This window comes from Spirosoma oryzicola (genome assembly GCF_021233055.1).
Classification (GTDB): Bacteria; Bacteroidota; Bacteroidia; order Cytophagales; family Spirosomataceae; genus Spirosoma; species Spirosoma oryzicola.
Genome location: NZ_CP089538.1, coordinates 4,684,982 through 4,708,443, shown reverse-complemented (window position 1 = coordinate 4,708,443; position 23,462 = coordinate 4,684,982). Strand labels below are relative to the sequence as shown.

Sequence of the window (23,462 nt, the reverse complement as noted above, 5' to 3'; positions counted from 1 at the left end):
AAAAGACTAATTTTGTAGATTGAATTGCAAACGACGACGTTTGATAAACAGACAATGGCTACTTGGTGATCTTAAATTAAGCATAAAAACGATCCTAGTGGCCAACAATAACCCAGGCGTCCAGAAAAGATATGTACAAAACCACCGAAATTACCTCCGCTGAAATTGCGTCGGACAACCCTGTCCATCAGCGCCTGTTGTTTCCATACGTGGAAGCGGCTTCAATCGTCAGTGGCAAGGTGCTCGAAATCGGTTGTGGCTGGGGACGTGGCCTTGATTTGCTCACCAAAGCCGCTGATCATTATACCGGTATTGATAAAAACAACGATTTGATTTCGGCATTAGGTGCGGCCTACCCACAGTCTACATTTATTGCCGCCAACATTCCGCCGTTAATGGGTGCCAACGGTGCTCCAATACCTGACAATACGTTTGATTATATCGTAACGTTTCAGGTGATCGAACATATTGAGAATGATGATCTGTTTATCCGGGAGGCTCATCGGGTTCTGAAACCGGGGGGGAAGCTACTGCTGACAACCGTCAACAAGACGTTCTCGCTAACCCGTAATCCGTGGCACGTTCGGGAATATTACGCCGATGGCTTACGGAACCTGATGGGTAAGTATTTTCCAAACGTGGATACCAAAGGCGTTCACGGCAATGGAAAAGTGATGACCTATTATGAGCAAAATAAAGAGTCGGTCAAAAAGCTGACCCGGTTCGATATTTTCAATCTACAGTATCGGTTGCCCCGCCGGTTGTTACAGGTTCCTTACGATCTGATGAATCGACTGAATCGCAACCGACTTTTGAAAGCGGATGGTATTGCTGCCGAGATCGACTACACCGATTATCTGGTCAGCAACGATCCCGCCGGAAGTCTCGACTTCTTTTACGTAGCGACGAAATAACGAATCAGGTTTGTGATGTCTGTATCAGGCGGTCATCACAAACCTGTCTATCTTCTCAACGCTTTCTCTAGCGTGTAATGTTCGCTTGCATCCTCAGGAAGCGACAAGTCCCATTTCTACCGAATGCCGATGAGCTTCGGCACTGTTCGCGAAATAACAGTAGGCCACCCCGTTGGCTTTGATTCTCTTCATAAGCTCATTCGTTGCATCCTGTTTTTTGGGGTGGATGCGCCGAATGTACACACAAAGAATCTGCTGAGGAAAATGCCTGACAATCGATTCGTAAATAGGCGGGTCCTGCTGGGAGTCGTCGCCTAACAGAATGAATTTCCGATCTGGATACGTTTCGATGATGCGGACGATGCGGTCAAACTTGGTCAGGTGCTTGGTTTTGCCCGTCTGCAACAACTGCGATAGCTGCTTGAGCTGACTCAGAAGATAGATTCCTTCCGGAAGCCCATTCTTGCGCGAAAATTCCAGAATATAATCATACAGGTTCCACTCGCTGCTGGATACGTAAAAAAAAGGATTGGTAGCGTCCGGGCCGCTGGCGGCTTCGGCGAGCAGCTGGTAATGGGCTACAACCCCTTCGAAGGGATCACGGCTGTGCGCATTCTGAGTCAGTAGTACCAGCAGACGTTTGCCAATCGTCGCCGAATGGGAAATCAAGAATGTGTCGTCAATGTCCGAAATACACAGAAACGGCGTTTGATGCGGAATCAGTATTTTACCTTCTCCTTCGGCCAGTATCGTTTCGGGCGAAATCGTTTGCGACACCATTTGTGCCTTTACCGAGTGCCAGCCGGGCGGTAGGGCCTGCTCCAAGGGGAGTTCGATACGAAAGTAACCATCAGGATCGGTCCGGATTTCCGTCGTGTGGTCACCTAAACGGACCCGAATGGTAGCCTGTGGGTACGGACGCACCAGAAACAGGCGAAGGACGGCAAGCAAATTTACCACGGCGCTGTTTCGATAATTTTTTCGAGGTTGGGCACTCCGCCGAAGCGCATGTCCGTGGATGGTCACCTTTTGAGCATTGCCAAATCCCCGATAAACGTTAACAACGGGCTGATCGGTTAGCCGCAGCCATGTTAAGAAACGATTTATTAACTTACCTTTTAGGCTTAAATTCTGTTTACTCTGTATTGGCTGTTGGTCAAGGGTCATAATGTTCAACGGTGCGTGTCACGTATAACCCATAATTCGCTCAGAAGTTGGTCTTTTTATTCGCAATAAATCCCGTTTCCGGTGGGAAAGCCAAAACGGACTGGGAAGATGGTATCCACAACCATTTCGATAACTCGCCCAATAAAGCCGAGTTTTTGTACCTCGACGGCAAGACGGATGAGGAAGAGCTAAAGAAAAAAATCGCTCAGGTAAAACCAGATCGCGTCGTGGCCGTTGGGGGCGACGGTACGATCAAGTTTGTGGCCGAGCAACTCCTGGACACGGATATTCCAATAGGGATTTTACCGGCTGGCTCGGCAAACGGAATGGCCCGTGAGCTTGGTATTCCGGCTGACGTTGAAGGAAGCCTGAATGTGCTCACCAATGGGGTTTTAAAGCCAACGGACCTTATTTCGGTGAATGGCGAAATCTGTCTGCACCTGGCTGATATCGGTCTAAACGCCCAGCTAGTAAAGCATTACCAGCAAAATAATCTGCGCGGTAAACTAGGTTATCTGCGCGGAGTGGTCAATGTGTTACGAAAGCACCGTTTGTTGCGGGTTGAGATCAATAAAGGTGATGAATGCATCCCACGAGCGGCCTTCATGATTGTGCTGGCCAATGCGCGCATGTATGGTACGGGGGCTGTAATCAATCCCGAGGGTGATCCGTTCGATGGGCAATTCGAAGTAGTTATTTTTCGGCGCTTGTCATTCTGGGAAATCCTGAAATTATTCTGGCGTTATCAGCCGTTCGATCCTCGGAAAATAGAAATCTTCCCCGCCACATCGATCACAATTGAAACGCACCGTAAAGCGTATTTTCAGGTAGACGGCGAATACATCGGTCGGGTAACTCAGCTAAAAGCCGAGGTTAAACCCGGCGTTGTGAAAATGATCGTACCGCAACCAGTCACGGCCTAAAGGCTGGTTGCTAAGAGCGAATGAACGTTAATCCGTTCGGCTTTGCTGTAAACATTAAATCGTTCGTCACGGACAAAGCCGGTGAGTGTCATACCGGCTTCCTGCGCCATCTGAACGGCCAGACTCGATGGTGCACCGACAGCCGCTAACAACGGAACACCGGCCATCCAGCTTTTCTGAACCAGTTCGACACCGATTCGTCCGCTTAGAAAAATGCCCGATTGCGACAGCGGAAGCCAGTTTTGCCAGAAAGCAGCGCCTATAAGTTTATCCAGCGCGTTGTGCCGGCCAATGTCTTCCCGAACAAGCAACACCGTTCCAGCCGCATCGAACAGAGCCGCTGCGTGAATACCACCTGTGTACGCAAACGCCCGCTGTGCAGTCCGAACCCGCTCCGGTAAAGCGTGTAATACAGTTGGTTCCAGCAGAAAATCGGACGAAAGGGGACCAGGCGTAAGGGCCATTACGGCATCAATGGTCGTTTTGCCGCAGAGTCCACAACTCGACGACGTAAACGTATTTCGGTTGAGCCGGGCCCAGTCAACAACTACATCAGGATGGAGTTCAACGCGGAGTACGTTGCCTTCTTTGGCCGAATCCTGAACGCAGTGGCGGCAGGAAATAATGTCGCTGGGGCGCTGAATAATGCCTTCCGTAAACAGAAACCCCATCGCCAGTTCTTCGTCGTGGCCGGGTGTTCGCATCGTAACGGCGACGCTCCGCTGCTGACGGTCATCAACGGGTCCGAAGCCGAGTCGGATTTCGAGCGGTTCCTCAACGGCCAGCAGATCGGGGGTCTCTTTCAAACTGTCGCCTGAAATTTTTTGGATGGTAACGGGAGCAACGAGAGCCATAGCATTCACTTTCCTGTATAACGCCCGTTGATACAGGAAAGTTGATTTATTTGCCTGAGTGCTGCCTATCTTCGTGGGCTGATCTCATTCACGAACCAGTCATTTATCAACACCATGAAAAAGTTTGAATACCGCGTCCTTGACGTAGCCGCAGGCGGTTTCTGGAGCGGAGGAGGTAAGATTGACGTGCAGGAACTGACCGACAAGCTCAACGAACTTGGCCAGCAAGGCTGGGAAGTCGTATCGTCGGTGGATCTGAACATGGCGCAGGGGCAATCGCGGAGTGTTCTTGTGACGCTCAAGCGGGAAATACACTAACGAAATGGATATAACGCTAAAAGACGCTCAGGCTACCGTTGACGATTGGATCAAAACCGTCGGCGTTCGGTATTTTAATGAACTTACCAACATGGCAATGCTCACCGAAGAGGTGGGCGAAGTGGCGCGGATTATTGCGCGTCGTTACGGCGAACAATCGGAAAAAGAGTCCGATAAAGACAAAGACCTGGGTGACGAAATGGCTGATGTTCTTTGGGTGCTTATCTGTCTCGCCAATCAAACCGGTGTCGATCTGACCGACGCTTTTGCCAAAAACCTGGCGAAAAAAAATATCCGAGATGCGACGCGACATTTGAACAACGAGAAGCTGAAGTAACAAATCTGACTACCCACCATATCCCACCAGTTACCATGATCAAAACGGCTTACCAGAACGAATTGCTTTTTTCCGGTGCCATCAAAAAAGGTGATGGAGGAAACGACGTTAAACGAATTCAGGAGTGGTTATGCCTGAATGCGCCGAATTACCCCAGAGCGGCTCTTACTACGTCCATCGATGGTCAGTTCGGACCGGCGACAGAGCGGGCTGTGCAGAACTTTCAGGCTGCGCTTAAAGTACCGAAGACGGGCGTCGTCACGCCGGAGCTATTTAAACGCCTGAGTGCTCCCCTGTCGAATGCGTTTAGCGCAAAGCCGACTGCGAAAGATTCCCGTAAAGCCGTTATTCAGATTGCGAATGCCCATTTGAGACAACGGTCGGCAGAACTGCAAACGTCGGATGGACAGAATTTGGGGCCTTGGGTACGTGGCTATTGCGATGGGTACGATGGCTCCCTTTTCAAATGGTGTGCGGGCTTTGTGCAGACGGTGCTGGATCAGACCTCATCGGCCTACGGGCGTAGTTTTACGGCCATTATGCCGCATACGCTTAGTTGCGACACAATGGCCCTGCATGGACAGGGAACCGGACGGCTTACCAGATGTGCCAATCTACGGAAAAAACCAGCCTGTATGCGTCCCGGTGATGTGTTTCTGTTGCGTAATCCAGAAACCGATGACTGGTTTCATACGGGCATTGTGACAGCCGTTCTCGGTGATGCCATTGAGACACTGGAAGGAAATACGGATGTGAAGGGCGGAAGTAACGGCACTGCGGTGTTTGCCCGCGTCCGGAATATTCAAAACGCAACCATCGATATTTTATCAATTGACGGCTTGTAGCGATTGCGAACTTGGTAGCTTACCATCAAGGATATGATCGTTCAGCAAGCGCTTGACGACACTGCGAGGAGATAATTGTTCGCCCAGATTCGGATTTGCCGAAATGATCGCTTTCCAGAAGGGCTGGCCGGTCGCTACGGAAGTCATTTCCGCGTTGTATTCATAATCGCTGCTGTGATACCGGTCGATACTGCCCGTCTTGCTTAATTCGAGCGTAAGAATCACTTCGCTTTGGCAGGCTTCGACCTGCTTCCGGATCGTTTCGTTGGGATTGTCGAATGACAGTGGACTTAGGGCCACCGTACAAACCTGATACCCTGCGGGGAATGCATGGACAAAGCCCTGCGCGTAGCTGTCTGGTGCTTTCCGCATTTTTGTTACGACCAAAATCCGTTTAAATGTTGGTACGGCGTCGGATTTAGTGTTCGATTGAATCGTGACACATCCAGTTACAAAGCTAATCAGGAGGCAAAAAGTCAGCGCTTTCATAAGTATTCTGATCTTGTTGCTAAACTAACCAAATAAAAGTAGTTCGGTTGTTAAAGGTTTCTTAAAGTTGCGGTGTGCTGATTGTTGGTTATCTTACCCGGAAATCCTCTCAACGTCATGCATCGGCTTTTACCACTTGTTCTGCTCTTTTGTTCGCTGTTTTCTGCTGTTGCTCAATCCATTCCCGGCCTTCAGCAACCCGTCGAAATAATCCGTGATCGTTGGGGCGTCAATCACATTTACGCCAAAAACGAGCACGATCTATTTTTTGCGCAGGGCTACTCGGCGGCTCAAGACCGGCTTTTTCAACTGGAAATCTGGCGTCGGCAGGCAACCGGAACCGTCGCCGAACTGCTCGGTCCGCAGGAAGTCAAACGGGATATGGGTACCCGGCTTTTTCGTTTTCGGGGCGATCTTAACAAGGAACTACTGCACTACCACCCGCACGGACCGCAGATTGTTCGGGCCTTTGTCGATGGCGTTAACGCGTACATTACGCAGGTACTGAAAACGCCCGAAAAGCTTCCGTTCGAATTTCGGGTTCTGAACACGAAACCGGGTTTGTGGACGCCTGAAGTGGTTATTAGCCGTCATCAGGGATTAGCCTATAACGTGCGTGACGAACTGAATTACGGTCGGTTGGTCAAACTCATTGGCGCTGACAAACTCCGTGAACTGCAATGGTTTCATCCCGTATCGAAACCGAACGAACCTGACCTGACCCTACGCGTGAACGGCGATGAACTGTTTCAGCCCATTCTCGACTTGTACGAAGCGTTTCGCTTGCCCTTAAAATTTCAGGGGCGACCCACAAAAGCCGACGAAGACGAAGCCCAGCTCGACCGTCAGCAAAACAACGACGAGTGGTTTGATACCGAAAAACAATACGTCGGCTCCAATAACTGGATTATTTCGGGCAATAAGTCGGCGAGTGGTTATCCGATGCTCGCTAATGATCCGCACCGGGCGCAATCGACACCCTCCCTGCGGTATTGGGTACACTTAAATGGGCCCGGATGGAACGTGATCGGGGCGGGGGAGCCGACCCTACCGGGAATTTCAATCGGTCATAACGATTATGGGGCCTGGGGCTTGACGATTTTTGAGACCGACAACGAAGATTTGTACGTGTACGAAACCAACCCGGCCAATCCGAATCAATACCGCTACAAAGGCAACTGGGTAAGCATGAAAACGCTGACCGAAACCATTCCGGTGAAAGGTGGACAGCCCGTGCAGGCGACCCTGAAATATACGCGACACGGCCCGGTGGTCTTCGAAGACAAGCAGCATCACAAAGCCTACGCTATCCGGGCGGGTTGGCTCGACACGGGCTGTTCACCTTATCTGGCGAGTCTGCGCATGAATCAGGCGCGTAACTGGACGGAGTTTCGGCAAGCCTGTTCGTACAGCCGGATTCCGGGAGAAAACATGATCTGGGCGGATAAAACCGGAACCATTGGCTGGCAGGCCGTAGGCTTGGCCCCGATTCGCAAGAACTTTACGGGATTGGTACCCGTACCCGGCGATGGCCGATACGAATGGAGTGGCTATTTACCGATTCAGCAATTGCCCAACAAACTGAATCCATCGGAAGGGTATGTCGCCACAGCCAATAACAACCTGACACCCGCTAATTTTCCCCATCGCGATGCGGTCGGCTGGACATGGTCTTCGCCTAACCGGGCCCACCGCATCGAAGAAGTATTGAATGATGGGAAGCGCAAGAGTATGGTCGATTTTATGGCTTTGCAGGCTGACTATCTATCTATTCCGGCTCGAACGCTGGTACCGTTGCTGAAAAACCTGGCTTCGCCTGATAACCGAACCGAACAGGCGTTGGGTTACCTGCGGAAATGGGATTACAAATTAGAGACTAATTCGGTGGCCGCTGCGATTTACGTTGCCTGGGAGGGAGAGCTGAAAAAAGCGGTTTATCAACAGAAGGTGCCGAAAAATGCGCAGCCTTATTTTAAAAGCCTGCCCTCGAAGCGGGTCTTTGACGAACTACTTATTCCGACGGTTTCCCGCGATAGCCTGCTGCTTTCCTGCATGGACCGCGCCGTGACCCAACTGACCGACCGGCTTGGTAACGACATGGATGACTGGCTGTACGGACAGCGAAAAAATAAGCACATTACCATCACGCACCCGCTTAGCGATCTGGTAGACAAAGCTATGCAGAAAAAGATCAACCTTGGTCCGGTGGCGCGGGGCGGTTACGGCGAAACCGTTAACGCAACGGCTAATGACCTGAACCAGACGCACGGGGCGTCATTCCGTATTCTGATCGATACCGAAGATTGGGATAAAACGTTGGGCATCAACAGTCCGGGGCAGTCTGGTAACCCCGATAGTCCGCATTACAGCGACTTATTTCCAATCTGGGCCGAAAACAATTATTTTCCGGTGTTCTTCACCAAAGACAAGGTGAAAACCGTAGCTGAACAAACGACTGTACTGAAGCCCTGATCAGGGTTCACAAAGCTTCTGACTATCATGCCAATCGCCAATTATAGCATCCTGAAAGGACGCGTCAAAGATCGCAAACGTGCTACAGCGCAGAGTGCCCACTTTCAAATTCTGATCGAAGATGCGCAGGGTGTTCAGTACCGTGCTGCCGTCAACGCGAAGTCGAAGGTTGCTCCGTCCGAAGTGCTGTATTTCTTCAGTGACAACTACACGCACGAAATTCTTGACAAGATCGCCCAGGCCAAGCTGCCCACCGGACTAACTGCTGTCCCGAGTAAACCAAATGGGCTGGCGCTGGATTTCGTTCGGCGTAACCTATTCGATACGGCGCAAATGCAGCCTTTGCCGCTGGAGGTACCCGGTGAAGACAACGATCTCAATGACAAACTCGACCTGTATATTCAACGGGCGATGAACAACCCCGATGCCGAACTCTACGCCTTTGGCGAACCCTGGGGACCCGAAACAAAACCTGACCAGTACTTTGCTTTTCTGCCGGGGCGGGGTATCCACGACATTCACATGAATCAGGGCAACGTTGGTCAGTTTGTCGCGCAGGATGGCATCTGGCAGGATGGGGGCATTCTGATTCATTTTACGAGTACGAACCGATGGGTAGCGCTATTTCTGGCGTTTCAGTCGCAGTCCTTCCATACCGACGAAAACGGCCATGCGATTACGAAGGTGCCGGGCGGGCCGCAACCCGTGCCGGAAATGGCTGATCTGCACCTGATTGCCGCGCTGGTGAAACCTCAGGCGGGTAAACCTGAACGTGTCTATATTCTGAATGCGTCGCCAAATGCGATTGACCTGGCTGGCTACGAACTGGTCGATAAAGCCAATCGTCGTGAACCCTTGAGTGGAGTCGTACCGGCAGGAGAGGTGTTTGTATACGCGCTTAATGGACAGCGGGTTGTGTTGAGCAATGACGGCGGCTCGATCAGTTTACTCGATCCAACGGGACTAAAAGTGGCGGGGGTATCGTATACGCAAAGTCAGGTTAGCCAGACGGGAAGACTCGTGGTGTTTTAACCAAAAGACTATCGGCGGTGAAATCATACCATCCGTCGCAGTTTGGTACAATTTGTAATTCGAAGACTTGAAGAGTTACCTTTGTGATTCGACATGGAATCCGACCGAATGGACATTCAGGAACAATTAAAAACCGATATACAGCAAGCTATACAGGTGCTTTTTCAAACAACCGTTGACGAAGTTACCCTGCAACCCACCAAGAAAGAATTTGAGGGGCTTTACACGTTTGTCACGTTTTCACTCACCAAAGCCCTTCGACAAGCACCCGCGCAGATAGGACAGGTAATTGGCTCCTGGTTAGCCGAGAATAGCGCCATCGTCAGCGGCTTCAACGTCGTACAGGGTTTTTTGAATATCAGCATTGCCGATGCCGCTTGGGTTGACGTATTAAACGACATCGCAACCAATCCGGCGTTTGGCACGCTCCCGGCCAAACAAAGCTCGGTGATGGTTGAGTTTTCGTCGCCAAACACCAACAAGCCGCTTCACCTGGGACACCTGCGTAACAACTTTCTGGGTGACTCGGTCAGCCGGATTCTGGCGGCCAACGGCTATGACGTGGTGAAAACCTGTATCGTCAACGACCGGGGCGTTCACATCTGTAAGTCCATGCTGGCGTATAAGTTGTTCGGCAACGGTGAAACACCGGAGTCGGCTGGTATGAAAGGCGATCACCTGATTGGAAAATATTACGTCCTGTTCGACAAAGCCTACAAAGCGCAGATCGAAGAACTGGTCGGGCAGGGCATGGCTAAAGAGGAAGCAGAGAAAAAAGCACCCCTGATGCTTGAGGTACAGCAGATGCTGCGGCTTTGGGAACAAGGTGACGAAGAGACTGTAGCGCTTTGGAGTCAGCTGAACGCCTGGGTGTACAAAGGTTTCGACGCAACGTACCGCAGCATTGGCGTGAGTTTTGACAAGACTTATTACGAGTCGAACACCTATCTGCTCGGCAAGGAAATCGTTGAAGAAGGGCTGCAAAAAAGCGTCTTTTACCGCAAGGATGATGGCTCCGTTTGGATCGACTTAACCGAAGAAGGCTTAGACCAGAAGCTGGTGTTGCGCTCCGACGGTACTTCGGTGTACATGACGCAGGACCTCGGGACCACTGATCTGAAGTACCAGGATTTTCAGAATGATCGTCAGATTTGGGTTGTTGGTAACGAGCAGGATTACCATTTCAACGTACTGTTTGCGATTCTGCGTCGATTGGGCCGGACGTACGCCGATGGCCTGTACCACCTTTCCTACGGTATGGTCGATTTACCGACCGGCAAGATGAAATCGCGCGAAGGAACCGTTGTTGATGCCGACGATCTGATCCAGGAAACCATCGATGCGGCTGCTACGGCTGCCGACGAAGCCGCCAAAGGCAAGATGGATGAGTTTGGCGATAACGAGAAAGCAACTCTTTTTCGGATGCTGGGCCTGGGCGCGCTGAAATACTACCTGCTTAAAGTCGATCCGCAAAAAAGAATGCAGTTCAATCCGGCAGAATCGGTTGATCTGCACGGTAACACGGGGCCGTACATTCAGTATGTACACGCTCGTGTCCAGTCGGTCTTACGGAAGGCGGCTGATTCCGGCGTTTCGCTGGCCGGCGCGGTTCAGAACGGAACGCTTGACGAAATTGAGCGTCAGCTTATCTTCCTGCTGAGTCAATATCCGCAACGCGTGGCCGAAGCGGGAGAGAGCTATGCGCCTTCGTACATAGGGCAGTACGCCTACGATCTGGCAAAGACGTTCAACCAGTTTTACGATAAGCTATCGATCCTGAAAGAGACCGATGCCGTGAAGCTGCATACGCGGTTAACTCTGTCAAAATCAGTCGGTGAAACTATTCGAAAGGCAATGGGTTTATTGGGCATAGACGTGCCCGATAAAATGTAGATCCAGTCGTCTGAATTTAACGTACGTATTATTCTTCCAAACTCTATACAACAATCCGGTTACCATGAAAAAAGCAATGATCCTACTGGCTGTAGTGGCTGTAGCGTTTACCACCACGAGCTTCAAGTCATTATCAACACTCGTCAAAGGAATTATGGCTGACAAAAACGAAGTGGCTGTAGCACCAGCGAATGCCGCTGCGCCGACAAAAACGCTTTACGATTTCACGGTGAAATCACTCGACGGCAAACCTGTTTCGCTGAGCGGATTCAAAGGCAAAAAGGTCGTTATTATGAACGTAGCGTCTAAATGCGGGTTTACGCCACAGTATGCCGACTGGGAGAAGTTTTACAAAGAGCATGGCGACAAAATTGTGGTACTCGGTTTTCCTGCCAATAATTTTAAAAGCCAGGAGCCCGGTACCAGCGAAGAAATTGCGTCGTTCTGCCAGAAAAATTACGGTGTAACGTTCCCGATGTTCGAGAAGGTATCGGTACTGGGTGACGATCAGGCTCCGCTGTACAAGTGGTTGACTACCAAAGATATGAATGGCTGGAACGATAAAGTGCCAACCTGGAATTTCTGCAAATACGTCATCAACGAAAAAGGTGAGCTGACTCACTTCTTTGCTTCGAAAGTGAAGCCAGACGATGAAGAATTCAAGAAAGCCGTAGGCATCTAAATTGCTAAAAGCGCGGATGAGTGGTTGAGTAAGTGCATTTTCGGATGTTATTTGCTTGATCACTTATTTGTGCTTTTACACATTACCCATGTCCGTAAAAAATTGGATTGCTGCGGCTCGACCGCGCACGTTACCCTTATCACTAGCGAGTATTATTCTCGGTAGTTTTCTGGCCGCCGGATCATCGGTATCTACTGAGCACTTCAGCTGGACAATTGCGTTACTGGCTGCGCTGACAACTATTTTCCTACAGGTCTTATCTAATTTTGCCAATGACTACGGCGACGCAGTGTCGGGTAAAGACACCGAACTGCGCGTAGGCCCACGGCGGGCCGTAGCGACGGGTGATATCACCAAAGAAGCGATGATGCGCGGCATCATCATTACCTCAGTGCTGTCGTTGGCTAGTGGTATCTGGTTATTGGTGATCGCCTTTTTCGGAGCAGGGCCGAAGTTGTTCTGGTTTTTTCTGATTCTTGGTCTGCTCAGTATTGCGGCTGCTATTGGATACACAAACGGAAAGCGACCTTATGGGTATGCCGGTTTTGGCGATATTGCCGTTCTACTGTTCTTTGGCTGGGTCGGTGTGCTAGGCACGTATTTTCTGCACACCTTGTCCTTTAGTCCCATCTTATTACTGCCAGCTACCAGCGTTGGCTTATTTGCTACAGGCGTACTGAACATCAACAACATTCGCGATATAGAAACCGACACGCTGACCGGCAAACGCTCGATTCCCGCACGAATAGGCTTACCGCTTGCGATCCGCTACCATTGGGGACTGCTGCTGGCAGGCATGTTCTGTGCATTGGCTTACTCTTTTCTAACGAGCGCACCCGCAGTAGGCTATCTCTACGTGCTTACGTTCCCCTTATTTGTCGTGAATGGCCGGTTCGTGGCTACGCACAAACGTCCCGCCGAGCTAAACGCCCGACTGGGACAGTTGGCTTTGTCAACATTGCTGTTTGTTATTCTTTTCGGTCTTGGGCAGGTACTTGCTTGATTAGGCGTTTGACAGATTCATGATCCGGTGCATGTTAAGCAAATGGCGCACGGGCCAATCTGTTTTGTTGTATGTTTCAAACTGAGATCGTCTGATCGAAAGCATGCGTTCGACACGACGACGTTCGCCTTCTGGCATTGTACCCCACCGGTTGGGTAGGTCGTGGAGCAGCGCATTCATTTGCCGACAAGCAGTAGTTGGGATTGAGAAATAAGCGGCCAACTGCTCAACTTCCTTGAGCTTCCAAAGGTCTGGTTTAGCCCGGCGATTGCGAATCGCCCCGCTGCTGAGGTTAACCTCGTAGCTTAATTGCTCGTCATTCAGCTTGCATTCCCGGAGTCGCCACATTATGGAGTGGTAACTGTTGACAAACGACTGTAGCGTGTTTTGTAAAGGTTCCATCAAAAAGTGTACAAGTATTAAGTGGATTGATGGGTTATCGGCCAATCTGAATGAGTTGCGTTCATGTAAGCAGAAGATCCCACTAAATACCGTACAAGTTTCATGCCGTTTGTCAATAAATAATCATCTATAGTATACTTAATCAAAGCTAGAATACACAGCCTTGCTACAAAATGAGCTGCTAATGCACAAAAAAAGCTGCCCTTATTCAAGGCAGCTTTTTTTATAAAAATGAAATTCCTGTTTGTAGCAGCTTACTTACAGTCGATCCACTTTAACCCGGAGTTGAAACTCGTCCATTTCAATTTCCGTAGCCGAACCATTTAAGTCACTAACCAACTCAAGTGAGATCGCCTGAACCTCCTGCTGGATGTACTCGCGATTCGCTTCGATTGCGGTCGCCAGTAAATCATCGTTACGTTCCAACGTGATCTGGATCTTATCCGTGACGGAGAAGTCGCGATCTTTACGCAGGTTCTGAATGCGATTTACGAAGTCACGAGCAATGCCTTCCCGGCGCAGTTCATCAGTTACGTTAACGTCCAGCGCGACAGTCAGTCCCCCCTCACTAGCCACGAGCCAGCCCGGAATATCTTCAGTTAAAATCTCAACGTCGGAAAGCGAAATAGTGCCCAGCGGTAACTGCCAGTTGCCGGATGCCTCTAACTGTTTCAGATCATCTTCGGTCATGGCCGTGATCGCAGCGGCTACGTCCTTCATTTGTTTACCAAACTTGGGACCAAGCGCTTTGAAGTTGGGCTTCACTTTCTTTTTTAAAATACCACTTGCATCGTCCACAAAATCAACGCCTTTCACGTTAACCTCGGACAGGATGATTGGCGCAACGTGCTCAATTTGCCGACGCGTATCGGGGTTGAGTACCGGAATAAGCACGCGGCTCAAAGGCTGACGAACCTTTAGTTTGTGGCCTTTACGTAGCGAGTGAACTAGCGACGATATATCCTGCGCCAGTTCCATCGACGTTTCCAGTTCCATATCTATCAAAGCACGCTCGGCCTTCGGAAAGTCTGTCAGGTGCACCGATGTATTGCCTTCCGTCAGGTTCCGGTACAGCCAATCGGCGTAGAATGGCGCAATGGGCGACATCAGTTGCGCAATGGTTGTCAGACACTCATGCAGGGTTTCGTAAGCTGCTTGTTTATCGGGTGTCATTTCACCGTCGGACGCGACCCCGGACCAGAAGCGCCGACGTGATAAGCGCACATACCAGTTCGAGAGCTGATCGTTCACAAAGTCCTGAACCGCCCGACCTGCTTTGGTTGGGTTATAGCTATCGAACTGTTCTTCAACTTCAAGGATCAATGATTGCAGTTTCGACAAAATCCAGCGGTCAAGCTCCGGGCGCTCGGCTACCGGTATGGTTCGTCCAGCAAAGGAAAACTGATCGAGGTTGGCGTACAGCGCAAAGAAATTGTACGTGTTCGACAGGGTTCCGAACAGTTTTCGCTGCACTTCGCCGATGCCTTCCGTATTGAATTTAAGGTTATCCCACGGTTCAGCGTTGGTGATCATGTACCAGCGCGTTGCGTCGGCTCCGTACTGCGATAAGGTCGCGAAGGGATCGACGGCGTTGCCCAATCGCTTCGACATTTTGTTGCCGTTCTTGTCGAGTACCAGTCCCGTCGAAACAACGTTTTTGAACGCAACCGAATCGAACAGCATGCCGGCAATGGCGTGGAGCGTGAAGAACCAACCCCGCGTCTGGTCAACGCCTTCCGAAATAAAATCAGCCGGGAACGCCTTCTTGAAAACAGCCTCATTCTCGAACGGATAATGCCACTGCGCGTACGGCATCGCTCCCGAATCAAACCAAACGTCGATCAGATCCGACTCACGCTGCATAACCTTGCCCGACGCCGACACAAAGTACACCTCATCGACGTAGGGCCGATGGAGATCGTACTCGCCAGCTGAAAGTTGATCCAGAAACGCGCTGTTTTTGGTCCGTTGCTCATCAGTCAGCACATCACTCTGCTGAGCTTCCTGCACGTAATTCTGTAGCTCTTCGACCGAGCCGATACAAACTTCTTCGCCCGCTTCTGATCGCCAGATGGGAAGTGGTGTTCCCCAGAAACGGCTTCGGCTGAGGTTCCAGTCTACGAGGTTTTCGAGCCAGTTGCCGAAGCGTCCCGTTCCGGTGCTTTCGGGTTGCCAGTTGATCTGTTTGTTTAGCTCAACCAGCCGATCTTTTTTCGCCGTCGTGCGGATAAACCAGCTATCGAGCGGATAATACAGAATCGGTTTATCGGTCCGCCAGCAGTGCGGGTAAGGGTGTTCGTATTTCTCGACCCGGAACGCTTTGTTTTCTTCTTTCAGCTTGATGGCGATCAGCACATCGGTTGGCTTGAACTCCGGATCGGCGCGTTCTTCGTCCGAATAATATTCTTCTTTTACGTACCGACCAGCAAAATCCGTGATCTCGTCAACAAACTGACCGTGCTTATCGACAATAGGTACTTCCTTGCCGGTCTCATCTCTGACCATAATGGCCGGAATACCAGCCGCCTGCGACACCCGGAAGTCATCCGCACCGAAGGTTGGCGACGTATGAACGACACCCGTACCGTCTTCCGTCGTAACGAAGTCGCCCATGATAACCCGGAAGGCGGGTTTGTCGGGGGTAACGTACGGCATCAACTGGTCATACTCGATGTCTTCCAGATGTTCACCTTTGAAGCCCGGTATGTCGATAATAGCCCAGGGAATGACCTTGTCGTTTGGAAGATAGGCATCGAACGCCGGATCGTCCGGAAAGTCAACCCGCCCTTTTTCGTTAAACCAACGACTGACCAACGCCTTTGCCAGCACAACGTTAATCGGCTTAAAGGTGTAGGGGTTGAAAGTCTTGATCAGGACGTATTCAATGTCTTTACCAACTGTCAGCGCCGAGTTTGCTGGCAACGTCCAGGGGGTAGTCGTCCAGGCCAGAATAAAGATGTCGTCGGAGTCGGCGGCATCGAACAGATAGCCTGATTTGCCCGTCAGCTTTACTCGGAACTGAGCCACAATGGTCGTATCGCGCACGTCCTTGTAGGTGCCGGGCATGTTTAGCTCGTGTGAACTCAGGCCCGTTCCGGCCTTCGGCGAATAAGGCTGAATGGTATACCCTTTGTACAGTAGATCCTGATCGTACAGCTTCTTCAGCAGGTACCACACCGACTCAATGTACTCGTTCTTGTAGGTGACGTACGGATTGTCGAGGTCAACCCAGTAGCCCATTTTCTGGGTCAGGTCGTTCCATTGATCGGTGAACCGCATAACGGTTTCGCGGCACTTGCGGTTGTAGGCTTCAACGCTGATGCCCCCTTCCGACTCGGGTTTACCAATGTGGTCCTTGGTAATGCCAAGTTCTTTTTCAACCTGTAGCTCAATGGGTAGACCGTGCGTATCCCAGCCACCTTTCCGCTCGACCTGAAAGCCCTGTAGGGTTTTGTACCGGCAGAAAATATCTTTAATTGTCCGGGCCATTACGTGGTGAATACCGGGAGCTCCGTTGGCCGAAGGCGGACCTTCGTAAAACGTAAACGTGGGCTTCCCTTCGCGAATAGCGACCGACTGTTCGAAAACCTGATTTTGGTTCCAATACGTTAAAACCTCGGCTGCGATCTTCGCGTAATCGAGGGACTCATATTGCTGATACTTCACGCCTGGAATAAACGAATAGCACGAGTTTTTTAAATAGTTATTTGAAACCCATGCGGTTAAAAATGAGTGCAAAGATACGGAAATAGACTGGGGCACGAAAGCCGAAGCCATAACTCAGGTCAGTAAATAACCGTATGTACTGTACGAACAAAAAAGCTTGCCCGTACGGTTCGCTTTCGGGAGGTAGGATGATTCTATCAGTCTTACTTAAGATAAAACTGGTGAACAGCGGGAAGTATATGAATTTGCCAAAAAAAAAGCCCAGCCATTACAGCTGGGCCCTGAGCAATTTCTGGTTTATAGAGGGTCTTTACCATTTAGAGCAAAGTTAACCTCTTTGGTCACCTTTTGGTAAGTTGAATTGAAAAAAATAATTAGCTGTTGTATTGTTGCTCGTACAGCCGATGAATTTTATCCCGGCTGCGCTTTAGACGCATCTTTACCGCGCTGGCTTTAAGGTTGTACAGGTCGGCAATCTCGTCGATACTCATTCCATCTTCGTATTTCATCCGTAGGAGCGTCGTTTCTTCTTTGGACAGTGTATCCATCGCTTGCTTTACCATCTGTAGCGTCTCTTCGTGCAGTACAGATTCCTGGTTGTCGGCGATATCAAGTTCGTAGTCGTCGTCCATTGTAACCGTGTTCAGGCGTTTCGACAGACGAATTTGATCCAGACAATAATTGTAGGCAATCGAATAAAGCCAGGTTGAAAAACGAGCCCGTTCCTGGAAAGCATCGAGTTTGTCAAATACTTTTAGAAAGATATCATGCGTAAAGTCTTCAGCTTTGGCCGAGTCGTGGGTAAGTGACAAACAACGACGATATACTTTGTTGACATATCGTGTGTACAGTGTCTCAAAACACTCATTCGGCTGATTAGGTAAGTACAGGCGAATAATATTCTCGTCGGTCAGTGAAGTATGCATAATCCTTTACTAGTGCAATTCAAGTTGTATTTTAACAAGCTCTGCTAACTAAGTGCTCCTTTATTTATTTTAGACTGAAACCAGTTAATTAAGACACGAAAAATATATTAAATGGTAGATTGGTTAACAAGCGTGTTTACCACAAGTCCATAGATTTCCTCTGTTAGAAGCAAAGAATTGACAAAGTACGTAGTAACTTACTAAAATGTTTGATTAGGGCACTTTGTTTTGTTTACGCGGATAAAATATGATTTAACAGAGAAATAAACAGACGCTTTATCGGTGTAAGAAAAGTATAAAATCTATTTTAAGATCTAGACAGATAAGTTGGTTACGCTGAACCTTACCAAAAAATCAGAACGCTTTTGTTTAAGAAATCAGCGTCTCGTAAGGCAAACTGTGATAAATAAAATTCAGCGGAGTAATCGTAAACGGTACAATAATTCAGGGGCAACTTAAATATTTCTTAGGATGAAATATAATGGTAATGAATCGTTTAGTAGGTGTGTCTTGTAAAATGTAGTCACCTGGTAAACGCCGATAGCCAGACACGCTACGTTAATCGCACCAGCACTTGTTTAACTGGTTTTAGAAGCGAACTCAGTCCGGCTATCGGTGTTTGTGAGGCAGGCTGGTTAATACGTTAGCTTTGCCAGATAATCATAATCGTACTTGGCACTTTCCATCGCCGTCTTAGGGTATTCTTCCTGCTCGACAAAGAAATACTTCGTTCCCGATTTGTCCATATTCTGCAACATCTTCTTTATATCAATCTGACCTTTACCAAATTCGGTGCTTTCCTTTTTGGTCTTGTCCATGTCTTTGAGGTGCCACAGCGGAAAACGGCCCGGATATTTTTTGAAATAAGCGAGTGGGTCGTTGCCCGTCAGAATGGCCCAGCCTAAATCCATCTCCATTTTCACCAGGTTAGCATCGGTGCGATCCAGCAGAATGTCGTACAGAATTTTGCCATCTACTTTTTCAAACTCGTATTCGTGATTGTGGTACCCAAAGACCAGATTCGCTTTTTTGCAGGTTTCGGCAGCTTTAGAAAATGCGTCAGCGCAACGGTGGTAGTTCGCAACGGTCTGGCCTTCTGTTGGTAGTGACGCACACACCAGGTAGGTTTGTCCCGCTTCTGCCGCCATGTCAACCGTGCGTTGCCAGTTGTTGTCGATTTGTACGTGACCACTGCGTACGGTCATGCCCAGGTCGTTGGCAATTTTTTTGATTTCTTTAGGCTGTAAGCCATAGAAATTACCTTTTTCGCTGCGGGCCGATTCCAGTTCTGTGTAGCCAATTTGAGCCAATTGCTTTAAGGTGCCTGCTGCGTCGGCCAGCATCTCCTTGCGAACTGTATAGAGTTGAATACCGACATTCTTCACTTTCGCGGCTTTGGCTAGATTAGGGACTAAAGCAGCGCCTACTGCCAGATAGCCCGATGCTTTGAGGAATTCACGTCTTGTTTTCATTCGACCCGATAAAATTAATGAGTTTACTTCGTCGCTGTAAGTCGGCTAGTTGATGCAATATACGCTTCGGCAACCAGGATTGACTAATTATCCGTTATCTCTGCCGGACTCAACGTACTGATGTCTGTGTTGCTGACGAACGCGATTCGTTTGCTGTCGGGCGACCACGAAGGGGTATTGATCGAACCCTGACCACCGTACAAATAAGCGATGATCGTTGGTTTTCCTCCTTTGATGGGCATCAGCCGGAGATAAACGTGTTTGTACGGGGGATGGTCACCGGACTGCACTTCTTCTTTTAGAAACGACAGAAAAACAACCCATTTGCCATCCGGCGAAATATGCGGAAACCAATCATGGAAATCGCCATTGGTGACGGGCTCCTGTTCGCTGCCATCGGGTTTCATCCGCCAGATCTGCATGGTGCCGGTACGGTTTGAATTAAAGTAAATAAACGTACCGTCGGGTGTAAATTCCGGACCGTCGTCGAGCCCTTTCGCGTCGGTGAGCCTGATCTCCGGTCCGCCAGCTGCGGGTATTTTGTAGATGTCGTATTCGTTATTACGCGAACCGCAGAATACTAAACTGTTACCATCGGGCGACCACCCGTGCAGATAGGACGGCCCTTTAGGCGTAATTTGCTTTGGTGCGCCACCCGTAGCCGGAACCGTGTAAATAATTGATCCGCCTAGTTCCTTAACCCCACTACTGAGGCCCAGCATTTTTCCGTCAAAAGACAAAACGTGGTCATTGTTGTTGTTCTTGACGTCGTCGGTGTTCAGGACGCTCTGCTGACGGCTGGCCAAATCAAATGCGTAAATAAAGCCCTGACCATTATAGATCAGCGTCTTGTTGTCGGGCGTCCAGTTGGGAGCCTGAATCGAATTGGGTGCTGTATGGATAACTTCCCGCTTTCCCGTTGCCACCTCCAGTAGCTCCAGCCGACTGCCGAGATTCATCTGGCCAGCCGGTACGTCGGGGCTGACCGGGACGGTAAGACGAACATCCTGAAATACGCCTTTGGCAAGGGTGTTCTTCTGAGCGCCACTAACGAACAGACCTACGTAAATTTCGTCGCCCAGATTGAGATTCGCCACCTCCCGAATCTGAAACGGCTCACCGAACTTCGCCACGCGCAGGGTGTAGGTTGTCCCACGGCGTTCCAGTTGGATAACGTCCGCGTTACTCAGGCTAATTCGACTTTCGTCGCTGGGGCCATCCGCCATTCTACGAATTTGTAGGGATGGGTTTCCCCTGCCTTGCACGGTGGCGCTCACCTGGGGAGCGTTTGGGGCCAGACTGGCTCGGGCCAGCCAGCCGATTGTGTGGTGTGGATTGGTAGAGGTCAGATGGCACCGCGTATAAACGATAAAATCGCCCTTTATGCGTTTCCACAGAAAGTGCGTTGTGGCTGCATCGACTCCTGCACCGCTCAACTCGTACGTAGCGGCATTAAAACGAACGGACAGGGGCTGTTTGGCTTGGCCAATATCATCCTGTCCGTCGAACACACCCACCGATTTCTGCTGAGCGTTTGTCGAAACGGCTAGGCTGGCCAGCAGGCCAATCAGCAACAGGTTAATTTGCTTAAAGCGTTTGTAGAAAGGCATCAGGGTCGTGAGTAAGTCTTGGCTAACTCAGTCAAAAGAAGCAACGGAAGAAAGTTTACTTCCAGATTCCGGTTTCGCTAAACTGTTACCTGCTACGGTTAGTTGAGAAGAGAATAACGGATGTGTTTTCCGTCAGAAACGATTTACTCAACAAACTGTCTTTTCGTATGCGTTCCTTTTTATTACTCCTGTCGATCAGTCTGTACGGGTCGATTTGTTTTGGCCAGGCTGACTCATCGCAGCGGCTGACAAAACTTGACTCCGCACAAACGCCCCGTGAGGCTTCACCATCGACGCATGTTCCGATACCGGGCGTTGATACTCCGCTATCCGGTCCCGGAACGATGATGCAGGCACCCGCTAACCCAACGGCCACGGCCATACCGCAAAACGACCGCAAAAAGCGGAAAAATAAAACCAATCCGCCAACTGACCCCAGGGCCTTTGGGGTAGGTATACCGATTGGAAAAACAAAAAAAGATTCGTTGCGGTAACGAAATGGCCTTTAAGACCCGGCTGGTTATTTCCCCATCCAGGTCTTAAAGTCGCTTACTTTTTCCCGGCTCACCAACGCTTCCTTGTCGAAGGTAGGGCGCAGGTTCAGCGCGAGCCGGTTACCGAAGTAAGGCTGCATCTGATCGACGGCCTGGTGTGTTACCAGAACTCCCCGGTTGATCCGAAAGAAGCGGCCTGGGTCCAGACTGTCGGCCAGTTCATCCAGCGTGTAATCGACCAGAAACTTCTGCCCGGTATGGGTCGAGAAAAAGCTGTAGCGGTCTTCGGTGTAGAAATACGCAATCTCGCCCACTTCAACCGATAATAGGCGCTGACCCTGTCGTACCAGAAAGCGTTGGCGGTAATCGCGCGGAGCCTGCCGCTGAATCTGTTGGAGAAGCTTTTCAATGTTTTGAGCCGGATCGTCCACCGGGCGACCGCGCAACGCTTCGTATTTCTGAAGACTTCGTTGCAAATCGTCGCGTTGAACGGGCTTAAGCAGGTAATCGATGCTGTTAACCTTAAACGCCTGCAACGCGTATTCATCGTAGGAGGTTGTAAAAATAACGGTACTTCTGACCGGTGTTCGCTCAAAAATCTCGAAACTTTGACCGTCGGCCAATTCGATATCCAGGAAAATAAGGTCGGGCTCGGGCTGACCACTTGTCCGGCGGTCCTCTAGCCAGTTGACCGTATCGTCGATACTGGCCGTTACGCCAACGATGTTCAGGGTGGGGGCTACGTCGTGCAGTAACTTCTGGAGTTTACGCACGGCTAATTCTTCATCTTCAACGATTAGGGCGTTCATGGACTTAATTTATGCTTGTGCTAAAAGAGGTAATGTAACGGTAAAATAATCAGAACCGGCTTCAATTTGTGGTTCCGTTTGTGCCAGCAAGTTATACTTTGTCTGAATATTAGCTAAGCCAACGTGCGTCGATTCTGCTTCACCTGATTCGGACGAACCTGATCGGGCTAGATCGCTCCGAACCGATCTTTTCTGAACGTTATTGCGCACACGAAGATAACCAGATTCTGTTGTTTCGATTTCGATCAACAAAGGGCGGCTGGCCAGAATACTATTGTGCTTGACGGCATTCTCAACCAGAAGTTGCAGTGTGAGCGGGGGAAGGCGATGCTGTCGATAATGATTCGCTACCTGGACGGACAGTGTAAGGCCGGTCCCGTGGCGGGTTTTCAGCAAGTGATAGTAAGAGTCAATAAAAGATAACTCTGCGTCGAGGGTTGTCAATTCATCGCTGCACTCGCCGTTAATCGCATGATCGCTGACGGGAAGCGTGTCGGAATGTCCATTGGTCTGAAGCATGTATCGGTACACGCGCGCCATTTGATCGATAAACTGTTCAGCTAGCTGTGGCTCATCGGCAATCAGCGACGATAACGAATTCAGGCTGTTAAACAGAAAGTGCGGATTGACCTGGCTTTTGAGTCCTTGCAGTTGTCCCTTCAAATTTTCCTTCTTTAGCTTCTCCCGGTTGATTTGAATCTGTTGCCACCGGTTCAGCGAGAAAAACGTTTCGTAAATCCCGGCAGAAAGAACGATAAATAACAGGTTGATACCGTAAATTTTCAGGAGCGATTCAACCGTAAACGAGGTGCTAACTAACCTAAAACGACTGTATACACCAGCGATAAGGCTCACACAAAGTACCGACAATAGGCTGTTAGCCGCTACGACGAGAGCCACTCGTGTCAGTGATTGAGCGAAGCGAGGATACCGTTGGGTAACTACACGCGTCACGCGATTTTGGGCGAAAAAGGAACCCGTGAGTAAGGCACCGTTCAGAAACGTGGTTGCCGCGAAGTGCCATCCGTTTTGCCAGTAGGCGTCTCCTGCCAGTAGATAACTAACCACTCCGGTAAGAAAAGGCACAGTCAGTACGTAAGTCCACCGATTGTAAGGACTGAGTTGGCTCAGAGGTGGCAAACAAACGGACTGAT

General features: G+C 49.9%; 21 protein-coding genes. 11 read left to right on the top strand and 10 right to left on the bottom strand.

What is annotated here, in order from left to right; genetic code table 11:
• The first annotated feature begins 131 nt into the window (after positions 1-131).
• Entirely contained in the window at positions 132-914 is a 783-nt protein-coding gene (locus LQ777_RS19920; RefSeq protein WP_232559693.1) for a class I SAM-dependent methyltransferase, read from the top strand.
• A gap of 93 nt (positions 915-1,007) precedes the next feature.
• On the opposite strand, the gene LQ777_RS19915 is transcribed toward LQ777_RS19920, so the two are convergent.
• Entirely contained in the window at positions 1,008-1,874 is an 867-nt protein-coding gene (locus tag LQ777_RS19915) for an App1 family protein (RefSeq protein WP_232559692.1), read from the bottom strand.
• 254 nt (positions 1,875-2,128) lie between these two features.
• On the opposite strand from LQ777_RS19915, the gene LQ777_RS19910 reads away from it, so the two are divergent.
• Positions 2,129-3,004 (top strand): diacylglycerol/lipid kinase family protein, encoded by an 876-nt coding sequence (locus tag LQ777_RS19910; RefSeq protein WP_232559691.1) that lies wholly within the window; start codon positions 2,129-2,131, stop codon positions 3,002-3,004.
• On the opposite strand, the gene fdhD is transcribed toward LQ777_RS19910, so the two are convergent.
• Positions 3,001-3,858: a formate dehydrogenase accessory sulfurtransferase FdhD gene (fdhD, locus tag LQ777_RS19905; protein WP_232559690.1), complete on the bottom strand. Its 858-nt coding sequence runs from the start codon at positions 3,856-3,858 to the stop codon at positions 3,001-3,003. The genes LQ777_RS19910 and fdhD overlap by 4 nt on opposite strands.
• A gap of 114 nt (positions 3,859-3,972) precedes the next feature.
• Here fdhD and LQ777_RS19900 point away from each other — a divergent pair, with 114 nt between their 5' ends.
• The 3 genes from LQ777_RS19900 to LQ777_RS19890 are packed head-to-tail and all read left to right on the top strand — an operon-like array spanning position 3,973 to position 5,358.
• Positions 3,973-4,176, top strand: a complete 204-nt coding sequence (locus tag LQ777_RS19900) for a DUF4177 domain-containing protein (protein ID WP_232559689.1) — start codon at positions 3,973-3,975, stop codon at positions 4,174-4,176.
• A gap of 10 nt (positions 4,177-4,186) precedes the next feature.
• Positions 4,187-4,513 (top strand): nucleotide pyrophosphohydrolase, encoded by a 327-nt coding sequence (locus LQ777_RS19895; protein WP_232562878.1) that lies wholly within the window; start codon positions 4,187-4,189, stop codon positions 4,511-4,513.
• Positions 4,514-4,548: 35 nt separating this feature from the next.
• Positions 4,549-5,358, top strand: a complete 810-nt coding sequence (locus LQ777_RS19890) for a peptidoglycan-binding protein (protein ID WP_232559688.1) — start codon at positions 4,549-4,551, stop codon at positions 5,356-5,358.
• Here the strand turns inward: LQ777_RS19890 and LQ777_RS19885 are convergent.
• Positions 5,341-5,730, bottom strand: coding sequence for a hypothetical protein (locus LQ777_RS19885; RefSeq protein WP_232559687.1), 390 nt, complete (start codon positions 5,728-5,730; stop codon positions 5,341-5,343). The two genes, LQ777_RS19890 and LQ777_RS19885, sit on opposite strands and share 18 nt — an antisense overlap.
• Positions 5,731-5,964: 234 nt before the next feature.
• On the opposite strand from LQ777_RS19885, the gene LQ777_RS19880 reads away from it, so the two are divergent.
• The 5 genes from LQ777_RS19880 to LQ777_RS19860 all read left to right on the top strand — a co-directional run bounded on the left by LQ777_RS19880 (position 5,965) and on the right by LQ777_RS19860 (position 12,929).
• Positions 5,965-8,319 (top strand): penicillin acylase family protein, encoded by a 2,355-nt coding sequence (locus LQ777_RS19880; protein ID WP_232559686.1) that lies wholly within the window; start codon positions 5,965-5,967, stop codon positions 8,317-8,319.
• Between the two features lie 27 nt (positions 8,320-8,346).
• On the top strand, positions 8,347-9,351 hold the full coding sequence (locus LQ777_RS19875; protein WP_232559685.1) for a DUF2278 family protein: 1,005 nt from the start codon (positions 8,347-8,349) through the stop codon (positions 9,349-9,351).
• A 108-nt stretch (positions 9,352-9,459) separates the two neighbouring features.
• Entirely contained in the window at positions 9,460-11,244 is a 1,785-nt protein-coding gene (gene argS, locus LQ777_RS19870) for an arginine--tRNA ligase (protein WP_232562877.1), read from the top strand.
• A gap of 64 nt (positions 11,245-11,308) precedes the next feature.
• The gene (locus LQ777_RS19865; RefSeq protein WP_232559684.1) at positions 11,309-11,926 is read left to right on the top strand and encodes a glutathione peroxidase; all 618 of its coding nucleotides are present in this window, start codon (positions 11,309-11,311) and stop codon (positions 11,924-11,926) included.
• Positions 11,927-12,014: 88 nt separating this feature from the next.
• A complete protein-coding gene (locus LQ777_RS19860) occupies positions 12,015-12,929 on the top strand; it encodes a 1,4-dihydroxy-2-naphthoate polyprenyltransferase (RefSeq protein WP_232559683.1) in 915 nt (304 codons plus the stop codon).
• Here LQ777_RS19860 and LQ777_RS19855 read toward each other — a convergent pair whose 3' ends face one another.
• The 5 genes from LQ777_RS19855 to LQ777_RS19835 form a co-directional block, all read right to left on the bottom strand.
• Positions 12,930-13,331 carry a hypothetical protein gene (locus tag LQ777_RS19855; RefSeq protein WP_232559682.1) on the bottom strand — a complete coding sequence of 134 codons (402 nt, stop codon included), beginning with the start codon at positions 13,329-13,331 and terminating at the stop codon, positions 12,930-12,932. It abuts the gene before it with no gap.
• Between the two features lie 258 nt (positions 13,332-13,589).
• Entirely contained in the window at positions 13,590-17,006 is a 3,417-nt protein-coding gene (gene ileS, locus LQ777_RS19850; protein ID WP_232562876.1) for an isoleucine--tRNA ligase, read from the bottom strand.
• Positions 17,007-17,371: 365 nt separating this feature from the next.
• A complete protein-coding gene (locus tag LQ777_RS19845) occupies positions 17,372-17,923 on the bottom strand; it encodes an RNA polymerase sigma factor (RefSeq protein WP_232559681.1) in 552 nt (183 codons plus the stop codon).
• 635 nt (positions 17,924-18,558) lie between these two features.
• The gene (locus LQ777_RS19840; protein ID WP_232559680.1) at positions 18,559-19,395 is read right to left on the bottom strand and encodes a sugar phosphate isomerase/epimerase family protein; all 837 of its coding nucleotides are present in this window, start codon (positions 19,393-19,395) and stop codon (positions 18,559-18,561) included.
• Between the two features lie 83 nt (positions 19,396-19,478).
• Complete coding sequence (locus LQ777_RS19835) at positions 19,479-21,005, bottom strand: biopolymer transporter TolR (RefSeq protein ID WP_232559679.1); 1,527 nt, start codon at positions 21,003-21,005, stop codon at positions 19,479-19,481.
• Positions 21,006-21,172: 167 nt separating this feature from the next.
• Between LQ777_RS19835 and LQ777_RS19830 the strand changes: the two genes are divergently transcribed.
• Positions 21,173-21,499 carry a hypothetical protein gene (locus tag LQ777_RS19830; protein WP_232559678.1) on the top strand — a complete coding sequence of 109 codons (327 nt, stop codon included), beginning with the start codon at positions 21,173-21,175 and terminating at the stop codon, positions 21,497-21,499.
• A gap of 26 nt (positions 21,500-21,525) precedes the next feature.
• Here the strand turns inward: LQ777_RS19830 and LQ777_RS19825 are convergent, their stop codons facing one another.
• The gene (locus LQ777_RS19825; RefSeq protein WP_232559677.1) at positions 21,526-22,308 is read right to left on the bottom strand and encodes a LytR/AlgR family response regulator transcription factor; all 783 of its coding nucleotides are present in this window, start codon (positions 22,306-22,308) and stop codon (positions 21,526-21,528) included.
• Positions 22,309-22,317: 9 nt separating this feature from the next.
• Positions 22,318-23,394 carry a sensor histidine kinase gene (locus tag LQ777_RS19820; protein WP_232559676.1) on the bottom strand — a complete coding sequence of 359 codons (1,077 nt, stop codon included), beginning with the start codon at positions 23,392-23,394 and terminating at the stop codon, positions 22,318-22,320.
• Between the last annotated feature and the right edge of the window lie 68 nt (positions 23,395-23,462).

What these genes read in the sequence shown, in the direction of transcription:
- LQ777_RS19920 (WP_232559693.1), top strand. Translation starts at nt 132, where the DNA reads ATGTACAAAACCACCGAAATTACCTCCGCTGAAATTGCGTCGGACAAC.
- fdhD (WP_232559690.1), bottom strand. Translation starts at nt 3,858, where the DNA reads ATGGCTCTCGTTGCTCCCGTTACCATCCAAAAAATTTCAGGCGACAGT.
- LQ777_RS19900 (WP_232559689.1), top strand. Translation starts at nt 3,973, where the DNA reads ATGAAAAAGTTTGAATACCGCGTCCTTGACGTAGCCGCAGGCGGTTTC.
- LQ777_RS19890 (WP_232559688.1), top strand. Translation starts at nt 4,549, where the DNA reads ATGATCAAAACGGCTTACCAGAACGAATTGCTTTTTTCCGGTGCCATC.
- LQ777_RS19885 (WP_232559687.1), bottom strand. Translation starts at nt 5,730, where the DNA reads ATGCGGAAAGCACCAGACAGCTACGCGCAGGGCTTTGTCCATGCATTC.
- LQ777_RS19880 (WP_232559686.1), top strand. Translation starts at nt 5,965, where the DNA reads ATGCATCGGCTTTTACCACTTGTTCTGCTCTTTTGTTCGCTGTTTTCT.
- LQ777_RS19875 (WP_232559685.1), top strand. Translation starts at nt 8,347, where the DNA reads ATGCCAATCGCCAATTATAGCATCCTGAAAGGACGCGTCAAAGATCGC.
- argS (WP_232562877.1), top strand. Translation starts at nt 9,460, where the DNA reads ATGGACATTCAGGAACAATTAAAAACCGATATACAGCAAGCTATACAG.
- LQ777_RS19865 (WP_232559684.1), top strand. Translation starts at nt 11,309, where the DNA reads ATGAAAAAAGCAATGATCCTACTGGCTGTAGTGGCTGTAGCGTTTACC.
- LQ777_RS19860 (WP_232559683.1), top strand. Translation starts at nt 12,015, where the DNA reads ATGTCCGTAAAAAATTGGATTGCTGCGGCTCGACCGCGCACGTTACCC.
- LQ777_RS19855 (WP_232559682.1), bottom strand. Translation starts at nt 13,331, where the DNA reads ATGGAACCTTTACAAAACACGCTACAGTCGTTTGTCAACAGTTACCAC.
- LQ777_RS19845 (WP_232559681.1), bottom strand. Translation starts at nt 17,923, where the DNA reads ATGCATACTTCACTGACCGACGAGAATATTATTCGCCTGTACTTACCT.
- LQ777_RS19840 (WP_232559680.1), bottom strand. Translation starts at nt 19,395, where the DNA reads ATGAAAACAAGACGTGAATTCCTCAAAGCATCGGGCTATCTGGCAGTA.
- LQ777_RS19835 (WP_232559679.1), bottom strand. Translation starts at nt 21,005, where the DNA reads ATGCCTTTCTACAAACGCTTTAAGCAAATTAACCTGTTGCTGATTGGC.
- LQ777_RS19830 (WP_232559678.1), top strand. Translation starts at nt 21,173, where the DNA reads ATGCGTTCCTTTTTATTACTCCTGTCGATCAGTCTGTACGGGTCGATT.
- LQ777_RS19825 (WP_232559677.1), bottom strand. Translation starts at nt 22,308, where the DNA reads ATGAACGCCCTAATCGTTGAAGATGAAGAATTAGCCGTGCGTAAACTC.